Annotated in this window: 16 protein-coding genes; 7 read left to right on the top strand and 9 right to left on the bottom strand. The window is 61.0% G+C overall.

What is annotated here, in order from left to right:
* Positions 1-42: 42 nt before the first annotated feature.
* From B5F19_RS11030 to rpmE, 5 genes are all read right to left on the bottom strand, one after another.
* Positions 43-438, bottom strand: coding sequence for a CD1247 N-terminal domain-containing protein (locus B5F19_RS11030; protein WP_087290464.1), 396 nt, complete (start codon positions 436-438; stop codon positions 43-45).
* Between the two features lie 286 nt (positions 439-724).
* Positions 725-1,288: an elongation factor P gene (gene efp, locus B5F19_RS11025; protein ID WP_087290498.1), complete on the bottom strand. Its 564-nt coding sequence runs from the start codon at positions 1,286-1,288 to the stop codon at positions 725-727.
* A 98-nt stretch (positions 1,289-1,386) separates the two neighbouring features.
* Positions 1,387-2,457 carry an aminopeptidase P family protein gene (locus B5F19_RS11020; protein ID WP_087290462.1) on the bottom strand — a complete coding sequence of 357 codons (1,071 nt, stop codon included), beginning with the start codon at positions 2,455-2,457 and terminating at the stop codon, positions 1,387-1,389.
* Between the two features lie 81 nt (positions 2,458-2,538).
* The gene (locus B5F19_RS11015; RefSeq protein WP_087290460.1) at positions 2,539-3,039 is read right to left on the bottom strand and encodes a flavin reductase; all 501 of its coding nucleotides are present in this window, start codon (positions 3,037-3,039) and stop codon (positions 2,539-2,541) included.
* A 134-nt stretch (positions 3,040-3,173) separates the two neighbouring features.
* Positions 3,174-3,380 carry a 50S ribosomal protein L31 gene (rpmE, locus tag B5F19_RS11010; protein ID WP_087290458.1) on the bottom strand — a complete coding sequence of 69 codons (207 nt, stop codon included), beginning with the start codon at positions 3,378-3,380 and terminating at the stop codon, positions 3,174-3,176.
* 316 nt (positions 3,381-3,696) lie between these two features.
* Here rpmE and B5F19_RS11005 point away from each other — a divergent pair, with 316 nt between their 5' ends.
* The gene (locus B5F19_RS11005) at positions 3,697-5,037 is read left to right on the top strand and encodes an MATE family efflux transporter (protein ID WP_087290457.1); all 1,341 of its coding nucleotides are present in this window, start codon (positions 3,697-3,699) and stop codon (positions 5,035-5,037) included.
* Positions 5,038-5,100: 63 nt separating this feature from the next.
* Here B5F19_RS11005 and B5F19_RS18025 read toward each other — a convergent pair whose 3' ends face one another.
* Both B5F19_RS18025 and B5F19_RS10995 read right to left on the bottom strand, forming a co-directional pair.
* Positions 5,101-5,763, bottom strand: coding sequence for a DUF2085 domain-containing protein (locus B5F19_RS18025; protein WP_087290496.1), 663 nt, complete (start codon positions 5,761-5,763; stop codon positions 5,101-5,103).
* 239 nt (positions 5,764-6,002) lie between these two features.
* Positions 6,003-7,136, bottom strand: coding sequence for an aldo/keto reductase (locus B5F19_RS10995; protein ID WP_087290455.1), 1,134 nt, complete (start codon positions 7,134-7,136; stop codon positions 6,003-6,005).
* A 423-nt stretch (positions 7,137-7,559) separates the two neighbouring features.
* On the opposite strand from B5F19_RS10995, the gene B5F19_RS10990 reads away from it, so the two are divergent.
* From B5F19_RS10990 to B5F19_RS10975, 4 genes are all read left to right on the top strand, one after another.
* A complete protein-coding gene (locus B5F19_RS10990) occupies positions 7,560-8,852 on the top strand; it encodes an adenylosuccinate synthase (protein ID WP_087290453.1) in 1,293 nt (430 codons plus the stop codon).
* A 64-nt stretch (positions 8,853-8,916) separates the two neighbouring features.
* A complete protein-coding gene (locus B5F19_RS10985; RefSeq protein WP_087290451.1) occupies positions 8,917-10,809 on the top strand; it encodes a S41 family peptidase in 1,893 nt (630 codons plus the stop codon).
* A 186-nt stretch (positions 10,810-10,995) separates the two neighbouring features.
* The gene (locus B5F19_RS10980; protein WP_087290449.1) at positions 10,996-12,123 is read left to right on the top strand and encodes a CobW family GTP-binding protein; all 1,128 of its coding nucleotides are present in this window, start codon (positions 10,996-10,998) and stop codon (positions 12,121-12,123) included.
* Between the two features lie 15 nt (positions 12,124-12,138).
* On the top strand, positions 12,139-13,086 hold the full coding sequence (locus tag B5F19_RS10975) for a GTP-binding protein (RefSeq protein WP_087290447.1): 948 nt from the start codon (positions 12,139-12,141) through the stop codon (positions 13,084-13,086).
* Between the two features lie 168 nt (positions 13,087-13,254).
* On the opposite strand, the gene B5F19_RS10970 is transcribed toward B5F19_RS10975, so the two are convergent.
* Together B5F19_RS10970 and B5F19_RS17520 are read right to left on the bottom strand one after the other, a co-directional pair.
* Positions 13,255-14,790: an S-layer homology domain-containing protein gene (locus B5F19_RS10970; RefSeq protein WP_087290445.1), complete on the bottom strand. Its 1,536-nt coding sequence runs from the start codon at positions 14,788-14,790 to the stop codon at positions 13,255-13,257.
* 269 nt (positions 14,791-15,059) lie between these two features.
* On the bottom strand, positions 15,060-16,247 hold the full coding sequence (locus B5F19_RS17520; protein ID WP_162612568.1) for a LuxR C-terminal-related transcriptional regulator: 1,188 nt from the start codon (positions 16,245-16,247) through the stop codon (positions 15,060-15,062).
* Positions 16,248-16,841: 594 nt separating this feature from the next.
* On the opposite strand from B5F19_RS17520, the gene B5F19_RS10960 reads away from it, so the two are divergent.
* Positions 16,842-18,197 carry an MBL fold metallo-hydrolase gene (locus B5F19_RS10960; protein ID WP_087290443.1) on the top strand — a complete coding sequence of 452 codons (1,356 nt, stop codon included), beginning with the start codon at positions 16,842-16,844 and terminating at the stop codon, positions 18,195-18,197.
* Between the two features lie 93 nt (positions 18,198-18,290).
* Complete coding sequence (rd, locus tag B5F19_RS10955) at positions 18,291-18,449, top strand: rubredoxin (RefSeq protein WP_087290441.1); 159 nt, start codon at positions 18,291-18,293, stop codon at positions 18,447-18,449.
* Positions 18,450-18,611: the final 162 nt, after the last annotated feature.

Below are 18,611 nucleotides of genomic sequence, written 5' to 3'. Positions count from 1 at the left end.
ATTGCTGTGCCGGGCTAATTTCATTGCTTCCAGTGGAAACGGTCAGTCCTCGTCCGTCTCCTCCTCGTCCCCGTCGTCAGACAGATCCAGGGCGAAGCGGGTCTCGCAGTTGGGACACTGGACCTCGCCGGCTGCCAGGGCCTCGTCGTCGATGATGATGGGCTCCTCACAGTTGGGGCACTCCACCTCGAAGTAGTCCTCGTCGTCCTCATCCTCGTCAAAGACCACGGATTCCACGTCGGCCAGGTCGTCGGAGAGCACGTCGATCTCCTCGCCCAGGGCCAGGGCGTTCTCCTCCAGGTCCTCGATGGACAGTCCGACCTCCTCCAGGATGCCGATCATCACGGAGATGAGCTTGCCCTCCTTGGACTTCTCCACATCCAGGTTCAGGCCCTCGGCCAGTCCCTTCAGGTATGCAACTTTTTCAGAAATGGTCATGGTTACGCTCCTTTCTGAGGCGAAGCCTCATGGACGGGTAAACTCCCTGTGATTTTCACTCAGTTCTTGCAGCGCTCCAGATACTCGCCGCTGCGGGTGCCTCCCAATCAAATCACGATTTGATTGGGAACCCGGATTTATTCAAATCCTCGGCGGAAGTGAATTCCGCCTGCGGCAAGGTTTTGGCTGCGCCAAAACGCTTGTACGCGCTGCGCGCGCCCCGCTCTGCGGGGCCCCATCGACACCCGCGCAAACACTTACAGGGCGCAGGTATCCAACAGAATCATCAGTTCTTGCAGCGCTCCAGATACTCGCCGCTGCGGGTGTCGATCTTGATCTTGTCGCCGGGGTTGATGAACAGGGGCACCTTGATCTCGGCGCCGGTCTCCAGGGTGGCGGGCTTGGTCACGTTGGTGGCGGTGTCGCCCTTGAAGCCGGGATCGGTCTCGGTGACCTCCAGCTCCACGAAGTTGGGGGGCTCCACGCCGAAGACGCTGCCCTTGTAGGACATGACCTTGCAGGTCATGTTCTCCTTCACGAATCGAAAGGCGTCGCCCAGCATGTCCTTGCTGATGGGGATCATGTCGTAGGTCTCCATGTCCATGAAGTAGTACAGATCGCCGTCGTTGTAGCTGTACTCCATGTCTTTGCGCTCCACATAGGCCTGCTCAAACTTGGCGGTGGGGTTGAAGGAGGTCTCGGTCACGCCGCCATTGATGATGTCCTTCATCTTAGTGCGGACAAAGGCGGCGCCCTTGCCGGGCTTCACGTGCTGGAACTCGACGACCTGCATGACCTTGCCGTCCATCTCAAAGGTCACGCCGTTGCGGAAATCACTGGCGGAAATCATTGCCATAGGAATCATCCTCCATTGTGTTTTAATGAACTAATTCATTTTACCCTTTTTTCCCCTGTTTGACAAGGGGGTTTGGGAAAATATGCGTAAAATCAAAGCACGATGAGATTTTTTGGGGACTGGGTGATGTCCCGGCAGCCGCCCTCCTCCAGCACCAGCACATCCTCGATGCGCACGCCGAAGCGGCCGGGCAGGTAGATCCCCGGCTCGGCGGAGATCACCGTCCCCGCGGGGAGCGGCCTGGTCTCGCTGGGGGAGGCGTTGGGGGACTCGTGGATCTCCAGTCCCAGGGAGTGGCCGAAGCTGTGGGTGAAATAGTCCCCATAGCCCGCCTCCTCAATCACCTTCCGGGCGGCGGCGTCCAGCTCCCGGCCGGGCATCCCCGCCCGGGCGGCGGCAATCCCCGCCTTCTGGGCGGCCAGCACCGTCTCATAGACCCGCTCCATCTCCTGGGTGGGCTGCCCCACCGCCACCGTGCGGGTCATGTCGGAGCAGTAGCCGTCATACACGCACCCGAAGTCCATGGTGATGAACATCCCCTTCTGGATCACCGTCTCCCCGGGCACTGCGTGGGGCATGGAGCCGTTGGCTCCGGCGGCCACGATGGGGTCGAAGGAGACCTTCCGGGCTCCCCGGCGCAGCAGCTCGTACACCAGCCGGGCGGCCACCTCCTGCTCCGTCATGCCGGGGCGGATATAGTTCAGGATCTCCCCAAAGGCCGCATCGGTGATCTTCTGGGCCTGGACCATGGCGGCGAGCTCCTCCCGGTCCTTGGAGGCCCGCAGGCCGTCCAGCAGCTCCTGGGCCGGGATCAGCTCACACCCCTCCGGGAAGCTCTCCTGCCAGCGCCGGTGCTGGACCACGCTGACGGCGGCGCTCTCAAAGCCCACCCGCTTCAGGCCGCGGGCCTCCAGAAAATCCCTGGCCAGCGCCAGGTGGCTCCGCTCCCGGGAGATGAGAACCACCTCCGCCCCGGTCACCTGCTTTTGGGCCGCCTCAATGTACCGTCCATCGGTGGAATACCGGCTCCCCTCCCGGGTCACCAGGACATAGCCCTCCCCCTGAAATCCAACGGCGTAGCGCTCGCCGGGCTCGCTGACAATCAGCATAGCGTCCAGATCGTACTGAGACAGCTTGTCCGCAATCTGGCTGAGATGGTTCATGGCGTCTCGCTCCTTTCTCCCTGCGCGGCGCGCAGGCGCGCCGTCCGCCGGGACGGCGCGCTGTGCATCCGCGCGATGCTCTTACTTCTGATAGGCCTCCACAATCTCCCCAATATATAAGGTGTGGTAGTCCTTCTGGGGGTACCAGCGCTCCTTCACATCCTCCGGGAGACGGGCGGGGTCCATGGGCTGGACAAAGCGCTTGCGGCACACCAGCACCAGCTCCGCCTCCTCAAAATAGGGGGCGCCGCACCGGGCCGCCTTCACCGTGAATCCGCACTCCTTCACCTTGTCCACCTCCCGGCCGCTCTTGCTGCCGCACAGGGCGAGGGCGTCCCGGTACTCCTCCCCGAAGAAGGCCAGGGTGAAGTACTCCTCCCGGTCCACAAATTCCTTGGTGTACCGCTGGGGGCGGATGTAGCAGGTGGCCGCCGGAGCTCCCCAGATCACCCCCAGGCCGCCCCAGGAGGCGGTCATGGTGTTGCACCACTCCGCCGTGCCGGCGGTAATGAGCATCCACTTCTCCCCGATAAGGGAAAACACGTTCTGATCAATGGCCTTGGGATCGATGGGCTTGAGCATGACAGATACCTCCTATCAAAATTTCACGGCTCATACGCTCTATTGTATGCGGGAGCGCGCCGTCAGACCCACCTTGAGTCTGACAAGACAAAAAGCCGCACCGAGACCTCGGTACGGCTTTTTCTGGTGCGATCTTACTTCTTGTCCAGACCGAACTTCTTGTTGAAGCGGCTGACACGTCCGCCGGTATCCACCATCTTCTGCTTACCGGTGTAGAAGGGGTGGCACTTGGAGCACACCTCCACGCGGATGTCCTTCTTGGTAGAACCAGTCTCAATCACGTTGCCGCAGGCGCACCGGATGGTGGTCTGCTGATAATCGGGATGAATTCCTGCCTTCATTGTATCTTCACCTCTTTCTCCATGGAGGATCGTCTGTAAACGCATCTAGCATCATAGCACAACCCGGCGCAAAAAGCAAGAGAAATTTCCTTTTTCTTTCTGAAATTTATATCCGCCGCAGGCTGGGGCGGTTTTCGCCCCTTGACAGGGGGATTTCGCCTGTGTTATGATGCCGCTATAAAAACTTTGTGTGGATTTTTCCAGCAGTTTCGGCGTCCCTGCCCCCCCTGCTCTTTTTCGCCGCACAGCAGTCCCATTGGACAGCTGTGCGGCTTTTTTGCGGCTGGAACCCCTCTGCACGGAACGGAGAACCGCAATGCGCGAGACGTTTATGAAGGAGCGGCCCATCCTGCCCCTCCTGGCCTCCATGGCCCTGCCCATGGTGCTGTCCATGCTGGTCAACTCCCTCTACAACATCGTGGACAGCTTCTTTGTGGCCCAGATCAGCGAGGCGGCGATGACCGCCCTGTCCCTGGTCTACCCGGTCCAGAATTTCATCAATGCCGTGGCCATCGGCTTCGGCGTGGGGATCAACGCGGTCATCTCCATCGCGCTGGGCGCCGGAGACCGCCGCCGGGCGGACGCCGCCGCCACCCACGGCATGGCCCTGTCCGCCCTCCACGGGCTGATCCTCACGCTGGCCAGCATTGCCGTCATGCCCCTCTTCCTCGCCCGGTTCACCACCGACCCGGCCGTGATCCAGATGGGCCTGGCGTATTCCAAGACCGCCTTCTCATTTTCGGTCATCATCATGCTGGGCCTCTCCTTTGAGAAGATCTTCCAGGCGGTGGGCCGGATGAAGGTCACCATGGCCGCCCTGCTGACCGGGTGCGTCTCCAACATCCTGCTGGACCCTGTGCTCATCTTCGGCCTGGGCCCTTTCCCGGAGCTGGGCATCTCCGGGGCCGCTCTCGCCACCGGGATCGGACAGGCGCTCACCCTGCTGGTCTACCTGGCCGCCTACCGGCTGATCCCTATCCCGGTGCGGCTGCGCCGGGACTGCCTGAGACCGGACGCGACTCTGGACCGGAAGCTCTATGGGGTGGGGGTGCCCGCCATCCTGAATCTGGCCCTCCCCTCCCTGCTCATCTCCGTGCTCAACGGCCTGCTCTCCGTCTACTCCCAAAGCTATGTGGTGATCCTGGGCATCTACTACAAGCTCCAGACCTTCCTCTACCTCCCCGCCAGCGGCATCGTACAGGGCATGCGCCCCCTGATCGGATACAACTACGGAGCGGGCGAGCGCGGCCGGGTCCGGCAGCTGTACAATGCCACCCTGTGCGCCAGCGGGATCATCATGGCCTTCGGCACCGTGGTCTGCCTACTCTGGGCGGAACCCCTGATGGGACTGTTTACCTCCCAGCCGGACACCATCCAGGCCGGCGGGACCGCCCTGCGGATCATCTGCGCAGGGTTCGTGATCTCCTCTGTATCGGTCACCTCCTCCGGAGCCCTGGAGGGCCTGGGCAAGGGGGCACAGTCCCTGGTCATCTCCCTGTGCCGCTATGTGGTGGTCATCCTCCCCGCCGCCTTCCTCCTGTGCCGGACGATTGGCCCGGACGGGGTGTGGCACGCCTTCTGGATTACTGAGGCGGTCACCGCTGCGGCGGCGTTTTGGGTGTATAGGAGGACCGTGAATTCCTCCAGTATTAATTAAAATCAGCTTTGCTCATGTAAGATCCCGCCTGGCGCTTCTGCCAGGCGGGATTCTGTCACAATGTTACAAATATGTTTTTAAACTGTGTCCCCAGCGATAACCGCAATCTACCGCCCCTGCAATTGATTGCAGGAACAGCGTTGTCAGACCAAATCCAAACAAAATTCCGGTAAAAAGACGCCTCCAGTTCTTACTCTCATAAGCTGTCAAGCTCTGCAGGAGACCGTCCAGCAGCATGGGAAACAGCATCACGATACAGATGGCTGGAACGAGCTGAACAAATGGAAACGCAATTACAGCTCCCAAAATTCCTGCCAGTTCTCCAGTACATCTGGCGCAAATCGGAAGCTGCTTTCCTTTCCAAAAAAAGGAACGGTCACTCCGGCAGTGACACCCAAAGAAAACAGGCAGCCACCGGCGGGTGTCCATCAGGGGCATGTCCAGCACCACGATGTCCACCCCCTTCTCCTTGGTGAGCAGCCGCCACTGCTCCAAGATCTCCCCATAGTTGCGCCCCAGACGGTCGATGCTCTTGATGTAGAGCAGGTCGTCTTTTTTCAATTTCCACACCAACCGCCTGTACTGGGGGCGAAGGAAGTCCTTGCCGGACTGCTTGTCCAGCAGGATGTTGCTCTCCGGCACGCCCGCCTCCCGCAGGGCGATCCACTGGCGGTCCTCGTTCTGCTCCCGGGTGCTCACCCGGATGTAGCCGTAAATTCTCCCGATCCGTTCCACAATTTACCCCTTTCTCTGCTGTGCCGCTGTGATGCAGCGCTGCGCGCTTCTCGTCCGACCCACTCCATCCTGAAATTGCACGCTTTGTTGCACACCAGCTTACATCAAAGGGGCAGACAAAAACACACGCCGGCTCTCCCAAAGGGGAAGAGCCGGCGTGCGTCTCGTCTCGCGCCGCGCCGCGGCGCAATCCTTCATTCTTAATTCTTCATTCTTAATTCTTAATTCTCTCAGCCGCCCAGCTTGGCGGTAAAGTCGGCCATGGCCTCGGAAATTTTCAGCTGCTGGGGGCAGACCTTCTCGCAGCTGCGGCAGCCGATGCAGGCGCTGGGCCACTTGTCCTGGGGGATGGCGGACAGGGCCATGGGCGCCAGGAAGCCGCCGCCGGTGAAGGAGTGCTCGTTATACAGCGCCAGCAGTTCAGGGATGTTCAGCCCCTTGGGGCAGTGGCTGACACAGTAGTGGCAGGCGGTGCAGGGGAGAGCGGTCTGGCTCACCATGCCGCCGGCCACCTCCATCAAACCGGCCATCTCTTTCTCATTGAGGGGGGCCTCGGTCTGGAAGGTGGCGATGTTGGCCTTCATCTGCTCCAGGTCGGACATGCCGGAGAGGACCATAGTGACGCTGGGGATGGACTGGAGGAACCGGAAGGCCCAGGCGGGGATGGTCTCGTCGGGGCGCATGGCCTTCAGGGGCGCGGCCTCCTGATCACTGAGGCGGGCCAGGCGGCCGCCCCGGAGGGGCTCCATCACCCACACGGGGATGTGGTACTCGTTCAGCAGGTCCACCTTTTCCCTGCCGTTCTGGAAAGTCCAGTCGATGTAGTTGAGCTGCAGCTGGCAGAACTCCATGTCCTTGCCGTAGGCCTCCAGGAACCGCTTGAGCACCGGCATCGCCCCGTGGCAGGAGAAGCCCAGGTGGCGGATGCGGCCGTTCTTCTTCTGCTCCATCAGGTAGTCATAGATGCCGTACTTGGGGTCCAGGTAGGCGTCGATGTTCATCTCGCACACGTTGTGGAACAGGTAGAAGTCGAAGTGGTCCACCTGGCACTTTTTGAGCTGCTCCTCGAAGATCTCCTTCACCTTGGGCATGTTGGCCAGGTCGTAGCCGGGGAATTTGTCGGCAATGTAGAATTTCTCCCGGGGATACCGGGCCAGAGCCTTGCCCAGCGCCAGCTCGGAGTTGCCGCTGTGGTAGCCCCAGGCGGTGTCGTAGTAGTTCACGCCGCCGGCCATGGCCTCGTCCACCATCTGAAAGGCGGCCGCCTCGTCCACCTTGGCGTCGTCCCCGTCAATGACGGGCAGGCGCATGCAGCCCATACCCAGGGCGGACAGCTCCAGATCCTGAAACGTTTTGTAGATCATTGGTATTACCCCTTTCCATCTCACGGCGCATCACACGCCGCCCTCCCGGAGGCGGCGGCATACTGCCCCTCCGGTCTCATTTGCTCTCTGGTGCTATGCTACTCCCTGGAGTGCGCTCCAAGTCAAGAGTTTTTTCGCTGTTTTACGAATGATCGCCCGCCCCGCCGCCTCTGGAGGTTCCTGTCCTTTCTATGAAACACGCACTGGGTCTGATTTTTCTTTGCAGGGACAGCCCCATAGGGAGGATGAAAAAAGAAACGGCGGGGCGAGTCTCCGCAAAAAGCGATTTCCCCCGCATTTCTTTCCAGAAAAACAGTTGCGCGGGATGAAAAAAGGAAGTATAATAAAGGAGCTGTGTTGGAAACCGGATAAGGCAAATCCGCCTGAGCGGTTGCGAATCCCGGTCTCCGGAGGTAACACATTATGGTAAAAGCGATCGTAGGCGCCAACTGGGGCGACGAGGGCAAGGGCAAGATCACGGATATGCTGGCGGAGACCTCCGACGTGGTCATCCGCTATCAGGGCGGCGCCAACGCCGGCCACACCATCATCAACGATCAGGGCCGTTTCGCCCTGCATACGCTCCCTTCCGGCGTGTTTTACCCCCATGTCACCAACATCATCGGCAACGGCCTGGCGCTGGACATCCGCAAGCTGGTGGACGAGCTCCACTCCCTCACCGAGCAGGGAGTGCCCGCCCCTAACCTGATCATCTCTGAGCGGGCCCAGATCCTCATGCCTTACCATGTGCTTCAGGACACCTATGAGGAGGAGCGCCTGGGCGGCAAGGCCTTCGGCTCCACCAAGAGCGGCATCGCCCCCTTCTACTCGGACAAATACGCCAAGATCGGCGTTCAGGTGTGCGACCTCTTCTATGAGGACCGGCTGCGGGAGCGTCTGGAGGCCGCCCTGTCCATCAAGAACGTGCTCTTTGAGCATCTGTACCACAAGCCCGCTCTGAATGCGGACGAGCTCATGGAGCAGCTTCTCGCCCTGCGGGAGGAGATCCGCCCCTATGTGGGGAACGCGGTGGGCTTTGTCCACAAGGCCCTGAAGGAGGGCAAGACCGTCCTGCTGGAGGGCCAGCTGGGCTCCATGAAGGACCCGGACCTGGGCATCTTCCCCATGACCACCTCCTCCCACACCCTGGCCGGCTTCGGCTGCGTGGGCGCGGCGGTGCCCCCCACCGCCATTGAGGACGTGATCTGCGTCACCAAGGCCTACTCCTCCTCCGTGGGCTCCCACACCGAGCCCTTCGTCAGCGAGCTGCTGGGCAAGGAGGGCGACGAGCTGCGCCGCCGGGGCGGCGACAAGGGCGAGTTCGGCGCCACCACCGGACGTCCCCGCCGGGTGGGCTGGTTCGACGCCGTGGCCACCAAGTACGGCTGCATGGTCCAGGGCGCCACACAGGTGGCCCTCACCTGCCTGGACGTCCTGGGCTATCTGGACGAGATCAAGGTGTGCACCGGCTATGAGATCGACGGGGAGGTCACCGACGAGTTCCCTGTCACCCCCCGCCTGATGCGGGCCAAGCCGGTCTTCACCACCCTCCCCGGGTGGAAGTGCGACATCCGCGGCTGCAAGGACTACGACGCCCTGCCCCAGCAGGCCAAGGACTACGTGGATTTCCTGGAGCGGCACATCCAGTGCCCCATCACCATGGTCTCCTCCGGTCCCAAGCGTGAGGAGATGACCTACCGCACCTCGAAGCTGTAATCATACGTTCTGCGCCGGATGCCATTGGCATCCGGCGCACGGTTTATCCAAAAAGGAGACACATATGAAGCATCGTTTTCTTCCCGGCCTGCTGTCCTTTGCTCTGACCCTCAGCCTGTGTGCCATGCCCGCCGCCGCCCTGGAGACCGAGGACGCCAAGGCCCTTCTCAGCACCTATTATGTGGATCAGATTCCGGAGGAGGTACTGGAGCAGGGCTCTGTGGACGCTATCATCGAGTCCCTTGGCGATCCCTATACGGTATATATGACCGCCGAGGAGTACCAGAGTTTCCTCTCCTCCGTCAACGGCAGCACGGTGGTTGGGGTGGGCGTCTCCATCTCCAACCTGGACTCTGTGGAGGAGGGCGTTGGAATCGAAATTCTCTCCGTGCTGGACAACTCCCCGGCCCTGGAGGCGGGTCTGTCCGCCGGAGATTATATTCTGGCGGCGGACGGCGTCGCCCTCACCAGCGGCACCGACGCCTCCGCCCGCATCCAGGGCGAGCCCGGCACCTCCGTCACCCTCACCATCCGCTTCCACGACACCGGCGAGGTCCGGGACGTGACGCTGGAGCGGCGGGCGGTGCTCATCCCCATCGTCACCTACGATCTGGTGGACGGGGAGGTGGGCTACATCGACTGCGACAGCTTCGGCGCCTCTACCGCGGACACGGTGGAGGAGGCCCTCACCCAGCTGAAAGAGCAGGCCGATCTTTGGGTGATGGACCTGCGCTCCAACCCCGGTGGAACCGACCAGTCGGTGACCCTGACAGTCGGAAAATTCACCAACGGCGTAGTAGTTTACATGATGGGCCGGAACGGTCTGGAGTACTACCGTGCCATCAAGCCCACCGCTCCCGACTTCACCGATCTGCCGGTGGTGGTCCTCACCAGCTCCCATAGCGCCAGCGGAGCCGAGATGTTTGCCGCCGCCGTCCGCTCCCACCGCCTGGGTATCTCCATTGGCCAGCGGACCTACGGTAAGGGCGTGGCCCAGTTGGTGCTGGACGAGGACTTTTCCGTCTCCTCGGTGGCGGAGCTCTTTGACGGCGACTGCCTGAAAATCACCGCCTACCGTTTCTACGCCCCCGACGGGGCCACCAACGACACGGTGGGCGTGATTCCCACGCTGCTGGTCTCCCCGGAGCACACCCAGTCCATTGCCCTGCTGCTGCGCTCCAGCGCGCCCACCGTGGCCAACGGCTCCCTGCGCCTGGGCCTGGGGGGATACACTTTCTACATTGACCTGTCCGACGCCCGGAACGTGGACAACCGCGCCGCGTTCACCGAACTTCTGGAGGCCCTACCTCCCTCCGCCGAGCTCTATGAGGGCCAGGGGGGCGGCACCTGGGAGCCCATCGAGCCGGAGGCGCTGGCCGAAGAACTGGGGCTGGAGTACCACAGCCGCACCTTCTCGGATACGGCGGACTCTCCCTTCGCCGACGCCATCGACACGCTGGCCGTGTACGGGCTGGTCGAGGGCTATGAGGACGGCGCCTTCCGCCCGGAGGAGACGATCACCCGCGGGGAGTTCGCCTCCATGGTGGCCTCGGCCCTGAACCTGCGGGCTCCGTCCCAGAGCTACTTCTCCGATGTGCCGGAGGACGCCTGGTACGCCGATGGCGTAAATGCCATGGCCGCCAAGGGATTCTTTGCCGGGGACGGCTCCACCTTCCGCCCGGAGGACACCATCACCTATGAGGAGATGGTCACCGTCCTCTCCTCGGTGGCCGCTTGGGCCAGCCTGGACGGCTATGAGCTCGCCCAAAAGAATCTGTCCGCCGGGGAGTGGGGAAACTACTACCAGTTCTCCGAGTGGGCTCAGACCTCCGCCCGGAATCTGGACGCGCTGGGGGCCCTGGTGGGGGATCAGCAGCCCGGCGACGCCGGCACCCGGGAGACCGCCGCGGGCCTGCTGTGCGCCCTCATGGAGGCCACCCACCTGATTTGGAGTTGAACATAGAATAAAGCCTTCCCCCTTCCAGGGGGAAGGTGGCACGGACGAAGGCCGTGACGGATGAGGGTGAGCCGGTCCCACGCACCCCCTCCCCCTCATCCGCCCCCTGCGGGGGCACCTTCCCCCCAGCGGGGGAAGGCCCGAATCTGGTTTAATTTTTATCTTTAGAAAGGATATGACAATACCATGACCCAAATCGACATTATCTCCGGCTTTTTGGGGGCCGGCAAGACCACCCTCATCAAGAAGCTCCTCAGCGAGGCCTTCCAGGGGCAGAAGAATGTGCTCATCGAGAATGAGTTCGGCGAGATCGGCATCGACGGCGGCTTTCTGAAGGACGCCGGGGTGGAGATCACCGAGATGAACTCCGGCTGCATCTGCTGCTCCCTGGTGGGCGACTTCGGCGCCGCCCTGAAAAAGGTGCTGGAGGACTACTCCCCCGACCGCATCATCATCGAGCCCTCCGGAGTAGGAAAACTGTCCGACGTGATCGCCGCCGTGGAGCGGGTGCAGAAGGAGTCCCCGGAGCTTCAGCTCCACAGCTTTGTCACTGTGGTGGACGCCACCAAGGCCCGCATCTATATGAAAAACTTCGGCGAGTTCTTCAACAACCAGGTGGAGCACGCCTCCGCCATTCTCCTCTCCCGCACCCAGAGCATGGACGAGGGCAAGCTGAACGCCGCCGTCAATCTGCTGCGCGCCAAAAACGCCAAGGCCGCCATCCTCACCACCCCCTGGGACCAGCTCACCGGGGCCCAGATCGTCTCCGCCATGGAGGGCGGACACTCCCTGGCCGAGGAGCTCATGGAGGAGATCGGCCGCACCCATCAGGAGGATGACGAGCACGAGCACCACCATCATCACCACGACCATGACCACGGACATGAACACCATCATGACCACGAAGAGCACGAGCACCATCACGAGCATGACCACGAGCACGAACATCACCATGACCATGGGGACGAGTGTGACGCCTGCTGTGCCTGCGGCCATGACCACCACCATCACCACCACGACGGCCACGACGCCGACGAGATCTTCACCTCCTGGGGCCGGGAGACCCCCCGCAAGTACAGCCGGGAGGAGCTCCAGGACATCCTGTCCTCCCTGGCCATGGGGCAGGACTACGGCTACATCCTCCGGGCCAAGGGCATGGTGCCCTGTGAGGACGGCCAGACCTGGCTCCACTTCGACCTGGTGCCCGAGGAGTTCCAGATCCGGGAGGGCGCGGCCGACTATACCGGCCGTCTGTGCGTCATCGGCTCCGATCTGAAGGAGGATCAGCTGGAGAAGCTGTTCCTTCTGGCGTAATGGAGGGAGACAAATATGCCTGATTCCCGCATTCCCCTCTATCTCATCACCGGCTTCCTGGACAGCGGCAAGACCACCCTGCTTACCGACACTCTGGGCATGGACTACTTCAACGACGGCGAGCGTACCGTGCTTCTGATGTGCGAGGACGGCGAGGAGGAGTACGACCAGGAGAAGCTGTCCAAGCAGAACTGCCGGGTCGTGCCCATCGAGTCCCAGGACCAGATTACCACCGCCTTTCTGGAGGAGGTGGACCGCCGCTATCAGCCCGAGCGGGTGCTGATGGAGTACAACGGCATGTGGCCCATCCAGATCCTGCGGGACCTGAAGCTCCCCAAGACCTGGGGCCTCTACCAGGCCATCGACGTGATCGACGGCACCACCTTTGAGATGTACCGGAACAACATGCAGTCCATGATCATCGACATGGTCACCGAGGCGGACATGGTCCTCTTCAACCGCTGCACCCCCGACATGCCCCTGGCGGGCTGGAAGCGCTCCATTCGGGCGGCCAACCGCATGTGCGAGGTGGTCTTTGAGGACGAGCGGGGCGAGGAGCTGGAGGTGGAGGATATTCTCCCCTACTCTCTGGACGCCGATCACATCGATCTGGAGGACGACGACTACGGCATCTGGTATCTGGACATTCAGGACCACCCGGACCGGTATGTAGGCAAGACCATCACCTTCAAGGCCCAGGCCATGACCAGCCTGAAGCTGCCCAAGGGGACCTTCATCCCCGGCCGCAACGCCATGACCTGCTGTGTGGAGGACATCCGGTTCTTTGGATTTCTGTGTAAGTACGACCGGGCCCGCTCCCTGCGCAAGGGGGAGTGGGTCACCGTCCACGCCACTATCCAATGGGAACACGCCAACGTCTATGAGGGCGAGGGCGTGGTCCTCTACGCCGATCAGGTGGAGAAGGCCCAGGCCCCGGAGGACCCCCTGGTGTATTTCCGGTAACTTCTAAACTTTATGAAAACGCAAGGACGGAGGCCCAGTTGGGCCTCCGTCCTTGCGTTCAGTCTGTCGAGATGGGGTCGAAGATTTCTCCGACCCCATCTCGCTGCATATTATCCTGATGCTGTATAAAAATGTATCAGGATTTGGCGTACTTCTTCCCGCATCTGCCTACTGTGCCCGGTACAGGAATGTCACGATCTGCGCACGAGTGCAAGGGTCATAGGGGCTGAAGGTAGTGGCGCTGGTGCCGCTGGTGATGCCCTCTCCGGCCGCCCAAGCCACCGCAGTCGCATAGTAGGCATCGGCTTCCACATCCGCGAAGCTGCTTCCGTCGGCTTCCGGAGAACCGGAATAGCGCCACAGGAAAGTTACTGTCTGGCTGCGGGTGACCGTGTCATCCGGGCTGAAGGTGGTAACACTGGTACCGGTGGTGATCCCCTGCTCCACCGCCCAAAGCACAGCGGTGTAGTAATATGCGTCAGCAGGCACGTCCACAAAGGGATTGCTGCCGCTGTGAGGCGTGGGGGACCCAGCGGCCCGCCACAGGAAGGTCACCATCTGCGCACGCGTGCAGATATTGTCCGGGCTGAACGTCGTGGCGCTGGTACCGTCGGTAATTCCATTGGACACCGCCCAATTCACGGCGTCGTAGTAATAGGAACCGTCAGACACATCCGTAAAGTGCAGCGGCTCTGTGACGATCGGAGTAAACATCGCCTCCACAGTAACCGTGCTGGACGGCATGGTAAAGGTGTAGGTACCATCTCCCTTGTCTTTCAAAGTGATCTCCTTGCCGTTTCTGCCTGTCACGGTGAGGCCGGCAAGCTGGTAGCCATCATCCGGCGTAACCGTCAGTGTAATGGTACTGCCCGCGCTGGCGGTCTCCCGGTTGGCCGTCACTTCGCCGTTGCTGCTGTCTTCCACAGTGATGCGGTAGCTAGAGGTGCTGCCTCCTCCGCCACTGCCGCCGCCGTGGTCAGGTTCTTCCTCTTCCACCCACCGGGCATAGATCGTCGTGTTCTGCGTAAAGACGGTGCTGGCGGTGACTTTCTCACCTCCGCTTTCCGCTGTAAACCAGCCGTCAAAGTCATACCCCTCCCGCGTGGGTGTGGGCAGACTGGCGAGTTTCCCGTTCACGGTCACAGCGGAAGCGGGCGACACGCTGCCACCGTTGGCGTCGAAGATCACCGTCACTTCTGTCGCCGGCGGAGCGGCATCGCTGTGGATGGTCAACTGATAGGTATTGTCCCCGATTTTCACGGTAATGGTCTGCGGGTTATCGACAATCGAGACTTGCTTGCTGTTGACCGCTTCGCCGTCAATGGTAACCGTTTCCCCGTTGCCGGAAATGGCGGTGACAAGGGTGCCCGTTGCGGTAACACCGTAAATGGCATGGGTATAGGCGCCGTCTGGCCCTTGGACAAAGTTCTCCATGGACACGGGCAGGCCGTCAAAGGTCAGGCTGTCCTCGCCGCTGGCGGCGGCATGGACCACTACCCGGCTGCCCAGCAGGCTGAATTGGACGTCGGCGGTCTGTTCGGCCTCGCCGTTCAGCACCCCGGAAATGCCGGTGCTGTGAGTCTCCAGCACAGCTCCGTTTTCATCCAGCAGGGTGGCCACCAGGGTGGCGGTGGACTGCTGCTGGAGGCTGTTATTCTTCAGGGACACCGTGGCCGTGGTGGAGGTGCCGTTGGTCTGGACCACATCCAGCGTGGTCTTCTCCCCGGTGCGGGCATAAGTCCTCGGGCTTTTTCCAATGGATTCCTGTGCGTACCGCCCGGCACGGCTGCGTCACTTTTGTATCTATCGTATCATAAAAAAATTCGCCGTGCTATTAGCCGGTTTTGGGGGAAAAACGGCTCATGCCCAGGGCGCTTTGCCCTGGGCATGAGAGATGCCATTTTCAAGACGCATGTCCTAAAATGGTGAATTTTAAGTTTATTTTTGCGGCAGCCGCAGCCCGTTGGAGGCGGCTATTGCAGCATGAACTTTCTCAGATCGTGACGTTGAGAAACATCCAGCTTCATCATGGCGCTGGACAAGTGCCGCTTGACGGTGGCAAGGGAAATGTGCAGGTGCTCCGCGATCTCCGGGTTGCTCCAGTCCCGCGCCGCCAGCATGGATACGGCAAACTCTGTGGTAGTCAGGTTGTCCGCCACATCGTGGCCGGTGTCCGGGTTATGAACCTTGCGCCATCCCGCAGAGAAAGAATAGGTGATGTTGATGATCCGCTTGAAGTCCTCCGGCCATTCCGGCTTGATGACAGCCTCCAGCATCCCGCCCAGCAGGCCGTGGTGTTCGCCCAGCCCCTCGATGAGATCGTCTGGCCGGGCCAGTTCCCAAGCAGCCAGCAGATGGGCACGGGCCTGCTCCGTCTGCCGGAGGCCCATGTAGTCCATCACCGCCACCAAGTGGAGGTAGATGGCAGGGATCGGATATTGTCCGGCCCCCATGGCCAACACCCCCTCCACGGTACCGACGCTGGCGGCATAGTCCCCCTGGATGTAACGGTAGTGGGCATAGATATACATGGCAAAAGACCGCAGGCCCAGCGGCAGAAGTGGGAAGAAACCTTGGATCTCCGGCAGCCCCTCCGGCAGCGGCAGGTGCAGGAGCACCGCCCCCGCCGCCGCCACAAAAGCGGATGCGGCCTCCATCTCCGGGGAGCCTCTTTGGCTGCCCAGCGCAGCCTTTAACTCATTCAGGGCGAACCGCGCCCGTTGGATATGCCCCAGGGGCAGGTTGGCATAGGCGTAAATCAGGCAGGCGGAGAGCCGCGCTCCCATATCGGTGCTGGTAAGGTAGGGCTCCGCCCCCTTTGCTGCCTCCTCCGGGTGGCCGCTGAAATAGTGGTATTCCGCCAGCGAGATGTCCCGCTGGGGACCAGCTGCCATAGTCTCCACCACGGCAAGGCATTTCCCTGGTTGGAATGGCGTGTTCATCAGGGGCATCAGGCAGGTAATATCCAACGGTCCAGCGGCCTGTTGTTTCTGCCTACGGGAGACCCTGGGGTCCTGGGGCTTTTCCGCCTCCATGGGAATCGCCCAAGATTTTCCAAATTTCTGTGCACCGGGGATGCGCCCATCAATACAGAACTGCTGCACCATCCGGTCCGAAAGACTCCATTTTTCCGCAGTCTCCCGCACAGTGAGGTATTCCATACGTTTCCTCCCATTAGTATGCGTTTATGTTTTATTATAATACGGAATAGGGCATCGTTACAAGATGCTTCTTGCCTTTGTATGGCTTTGGGCGGCAATACTGTCCAAGCCTGTAAACATCCTATCAATTCATGCCGATAGCGTAAGTCGTTTCAATATTATAGTGTGTGATACCCCATTCTCCCAACGGGGACAGCTTGCCGGGATATATGGAGCTGTTCCGCCAAAGCCTCCTGAGGCAGTCCCTGCGCCCGGCGGAGCGTCAGGCTCTTTTTCGACAATTCCATGTATCTTCTCCTTTTAGCTTGATATTTCTATTGCAGCATACTCCATTCCATTTCTCCACCGCGCCGCCGTTACCATTTTTGCAACAAAAGGCCACATGGAATGTTCTCCTTTTCAATCGCCTGTTGTTCCTCTGTCCACCGTATTTTCAGCAGCTTCTTTCATTCTTCTGTTTTGTCCCAAAACACTAGAAATGCTTTTTCTTTTTTGGTCATTCATCTGAATTCGGTTTTTTATCTACCAATTTCGTGCAAACTATGCTATGATGTGTTTGGCATCCCTAACCTACTTAGAAAAGAGGTTTTTGATATGTATTGTGTCCGAAAGGTCACCGACGACCTGCTATGGATCGGCGGCAACGACCGCCAGCACCCCCTGTTTGAGAGCGCCCACCCCGTCCCCCGGGGCATGTCCTTCAACTCCTACCTGCTGCTGGACGAGAAGACGGTTCTCTTTGACACAGTGGACCGGGCGGTGCAGACCCAGTTCTTTGAAAATCTGGAGTACGCCCTGAACGGGCGGAAGCTGGACTATGTGTTTGTCCACCACATGGAGCCCGACCACGCCGCCACTCTGGGGGATCTGATGATCCGCCACCCGGAGGCCACCATCGTCTGCAACGGCAAGTCCCTGAACATGATCCGCCAGTTCCACGCCACCGATCCCAAGGGGGCCAAGCTGGTGAACGAGGGGGACACCATCACCACCGGCAAACACACCTTCACCTTTGTGAACGCCCCCATGGTCCACTGGCCCGAGGTCATGGTGAGCTACGACTCCACCGACAAGATCCTGTTCTCCGCCGACGCCTTCGGCACCTTCGGTGCTCTGAACGGGGTGCTGTTCGCCGACGAGGTGAACTTTGACCGGGACTGGCTGGACGAGGCCCGCCGGTACTACACCAACATCGTGGGCAAGTACGGCCCCCAGGTCCAGGCCCTGCTGAAGAAGGCCGCCGGCCTGGACATCCAGATGATCTGCCCCCTCCACGGCCCCGTGTGGCGCAAGGATCTGGGCTATATCCTGGACAAGTATGCCAAGTGGGCCGCCTATGAGCCCGAGGTGCAGGGCGTGCTCATCGCCTTCGCCTCTGTCTACGGCGGCACGGAGACGGCGGCCAATATTCTGGCCTGCCGCCTGGCCGAGCTGGGGGTCCCCGTGGAGATGTACGACGTGTCGGTCACCCACTACTCCTATGTGCTGTCCGACGCCTTCAAGTACAGCCACATCGTCTTCGCCTCCACCACCTACAACAACGGCATCTTCGTCTCCATGGAGAACCTGCTCCACGACATCGCCCACCACGCCCTGAAAAACCGGAAGGTGGCCCTGATCCAGAACGGCTCCTGGGCCCCCGCCAGCGGCAAGCTCATGAGCGAGATCCTCTGCGGCATGAAGGATATGGAGATTCTGGAGGCCCCTGTCACCCTCAAGTCCACCCTGGCGCCCGGCCAGGACCAGGAGCTGGAGGCCCTGGCAAAGGTGCTGGCCGCCTCGGTCAAGGGTGAGGCGGCGGAGCCCGAGGCGGAGGCCCCCGCCCCGGCCAAGCCCCGCGGCTTTGTGTGCAAAATCTGCGGCTTTGTGTACGAGTCCGACACCCTGCCCGAGGATTTCACCTGCCCCATCTGCCGCCGCCCCGCCAGCGACTTTGAGCCGCTGACCTGATTGATCTGCCCAAACCAGCCCATGGCTGTTTGGCGGGCGCGGCCGCCCTGCGGACCGCCCCGATATAATTTGAATGAAAGCAGGTATCGTAACATGAAAAAATACGTCTGTGATCTGTGCGGCTATATCTACGACGAGGCCGCCGGCGACCCCGATAACGGCGTGGCCCCCGGCACCAAGTGGGCGGACGTGCCCGAGGACTGGGTGTGCCCCCTGTGCGGCGCGGACAAGAGCCAGTTTTCTGAGCAGTAATGAATCAGGAGCCCGGGACAACTGTCCCGGGCTCCTCAGCTTGTCGAAAAACCTCTGTTCAGACGAGTCCGCCCGAGTGTTGGCGGGGGAGCTCGAGGGGGCGGCAGCCCGCCTCGAGTGGGATCGAATGCCCTGAATGCCTTGCAAGGCAAGGCGTTCAGC

Origin of the sequence: Pseudoflavonifractor sp. An184 (assembly GCF_002160305.1) — a bacterium.
Classification (GTDB): Bacteria; Bacillota; Clostridia; order Oscillospirales; family Oscillospiraceae; genus Lawsonibacter; species Lawsonibacter pullicola.
Note: the sequence above shows the minus strand (reverse complement) of the source record. Positions and strands in the feature narration are given on the sequence as shown.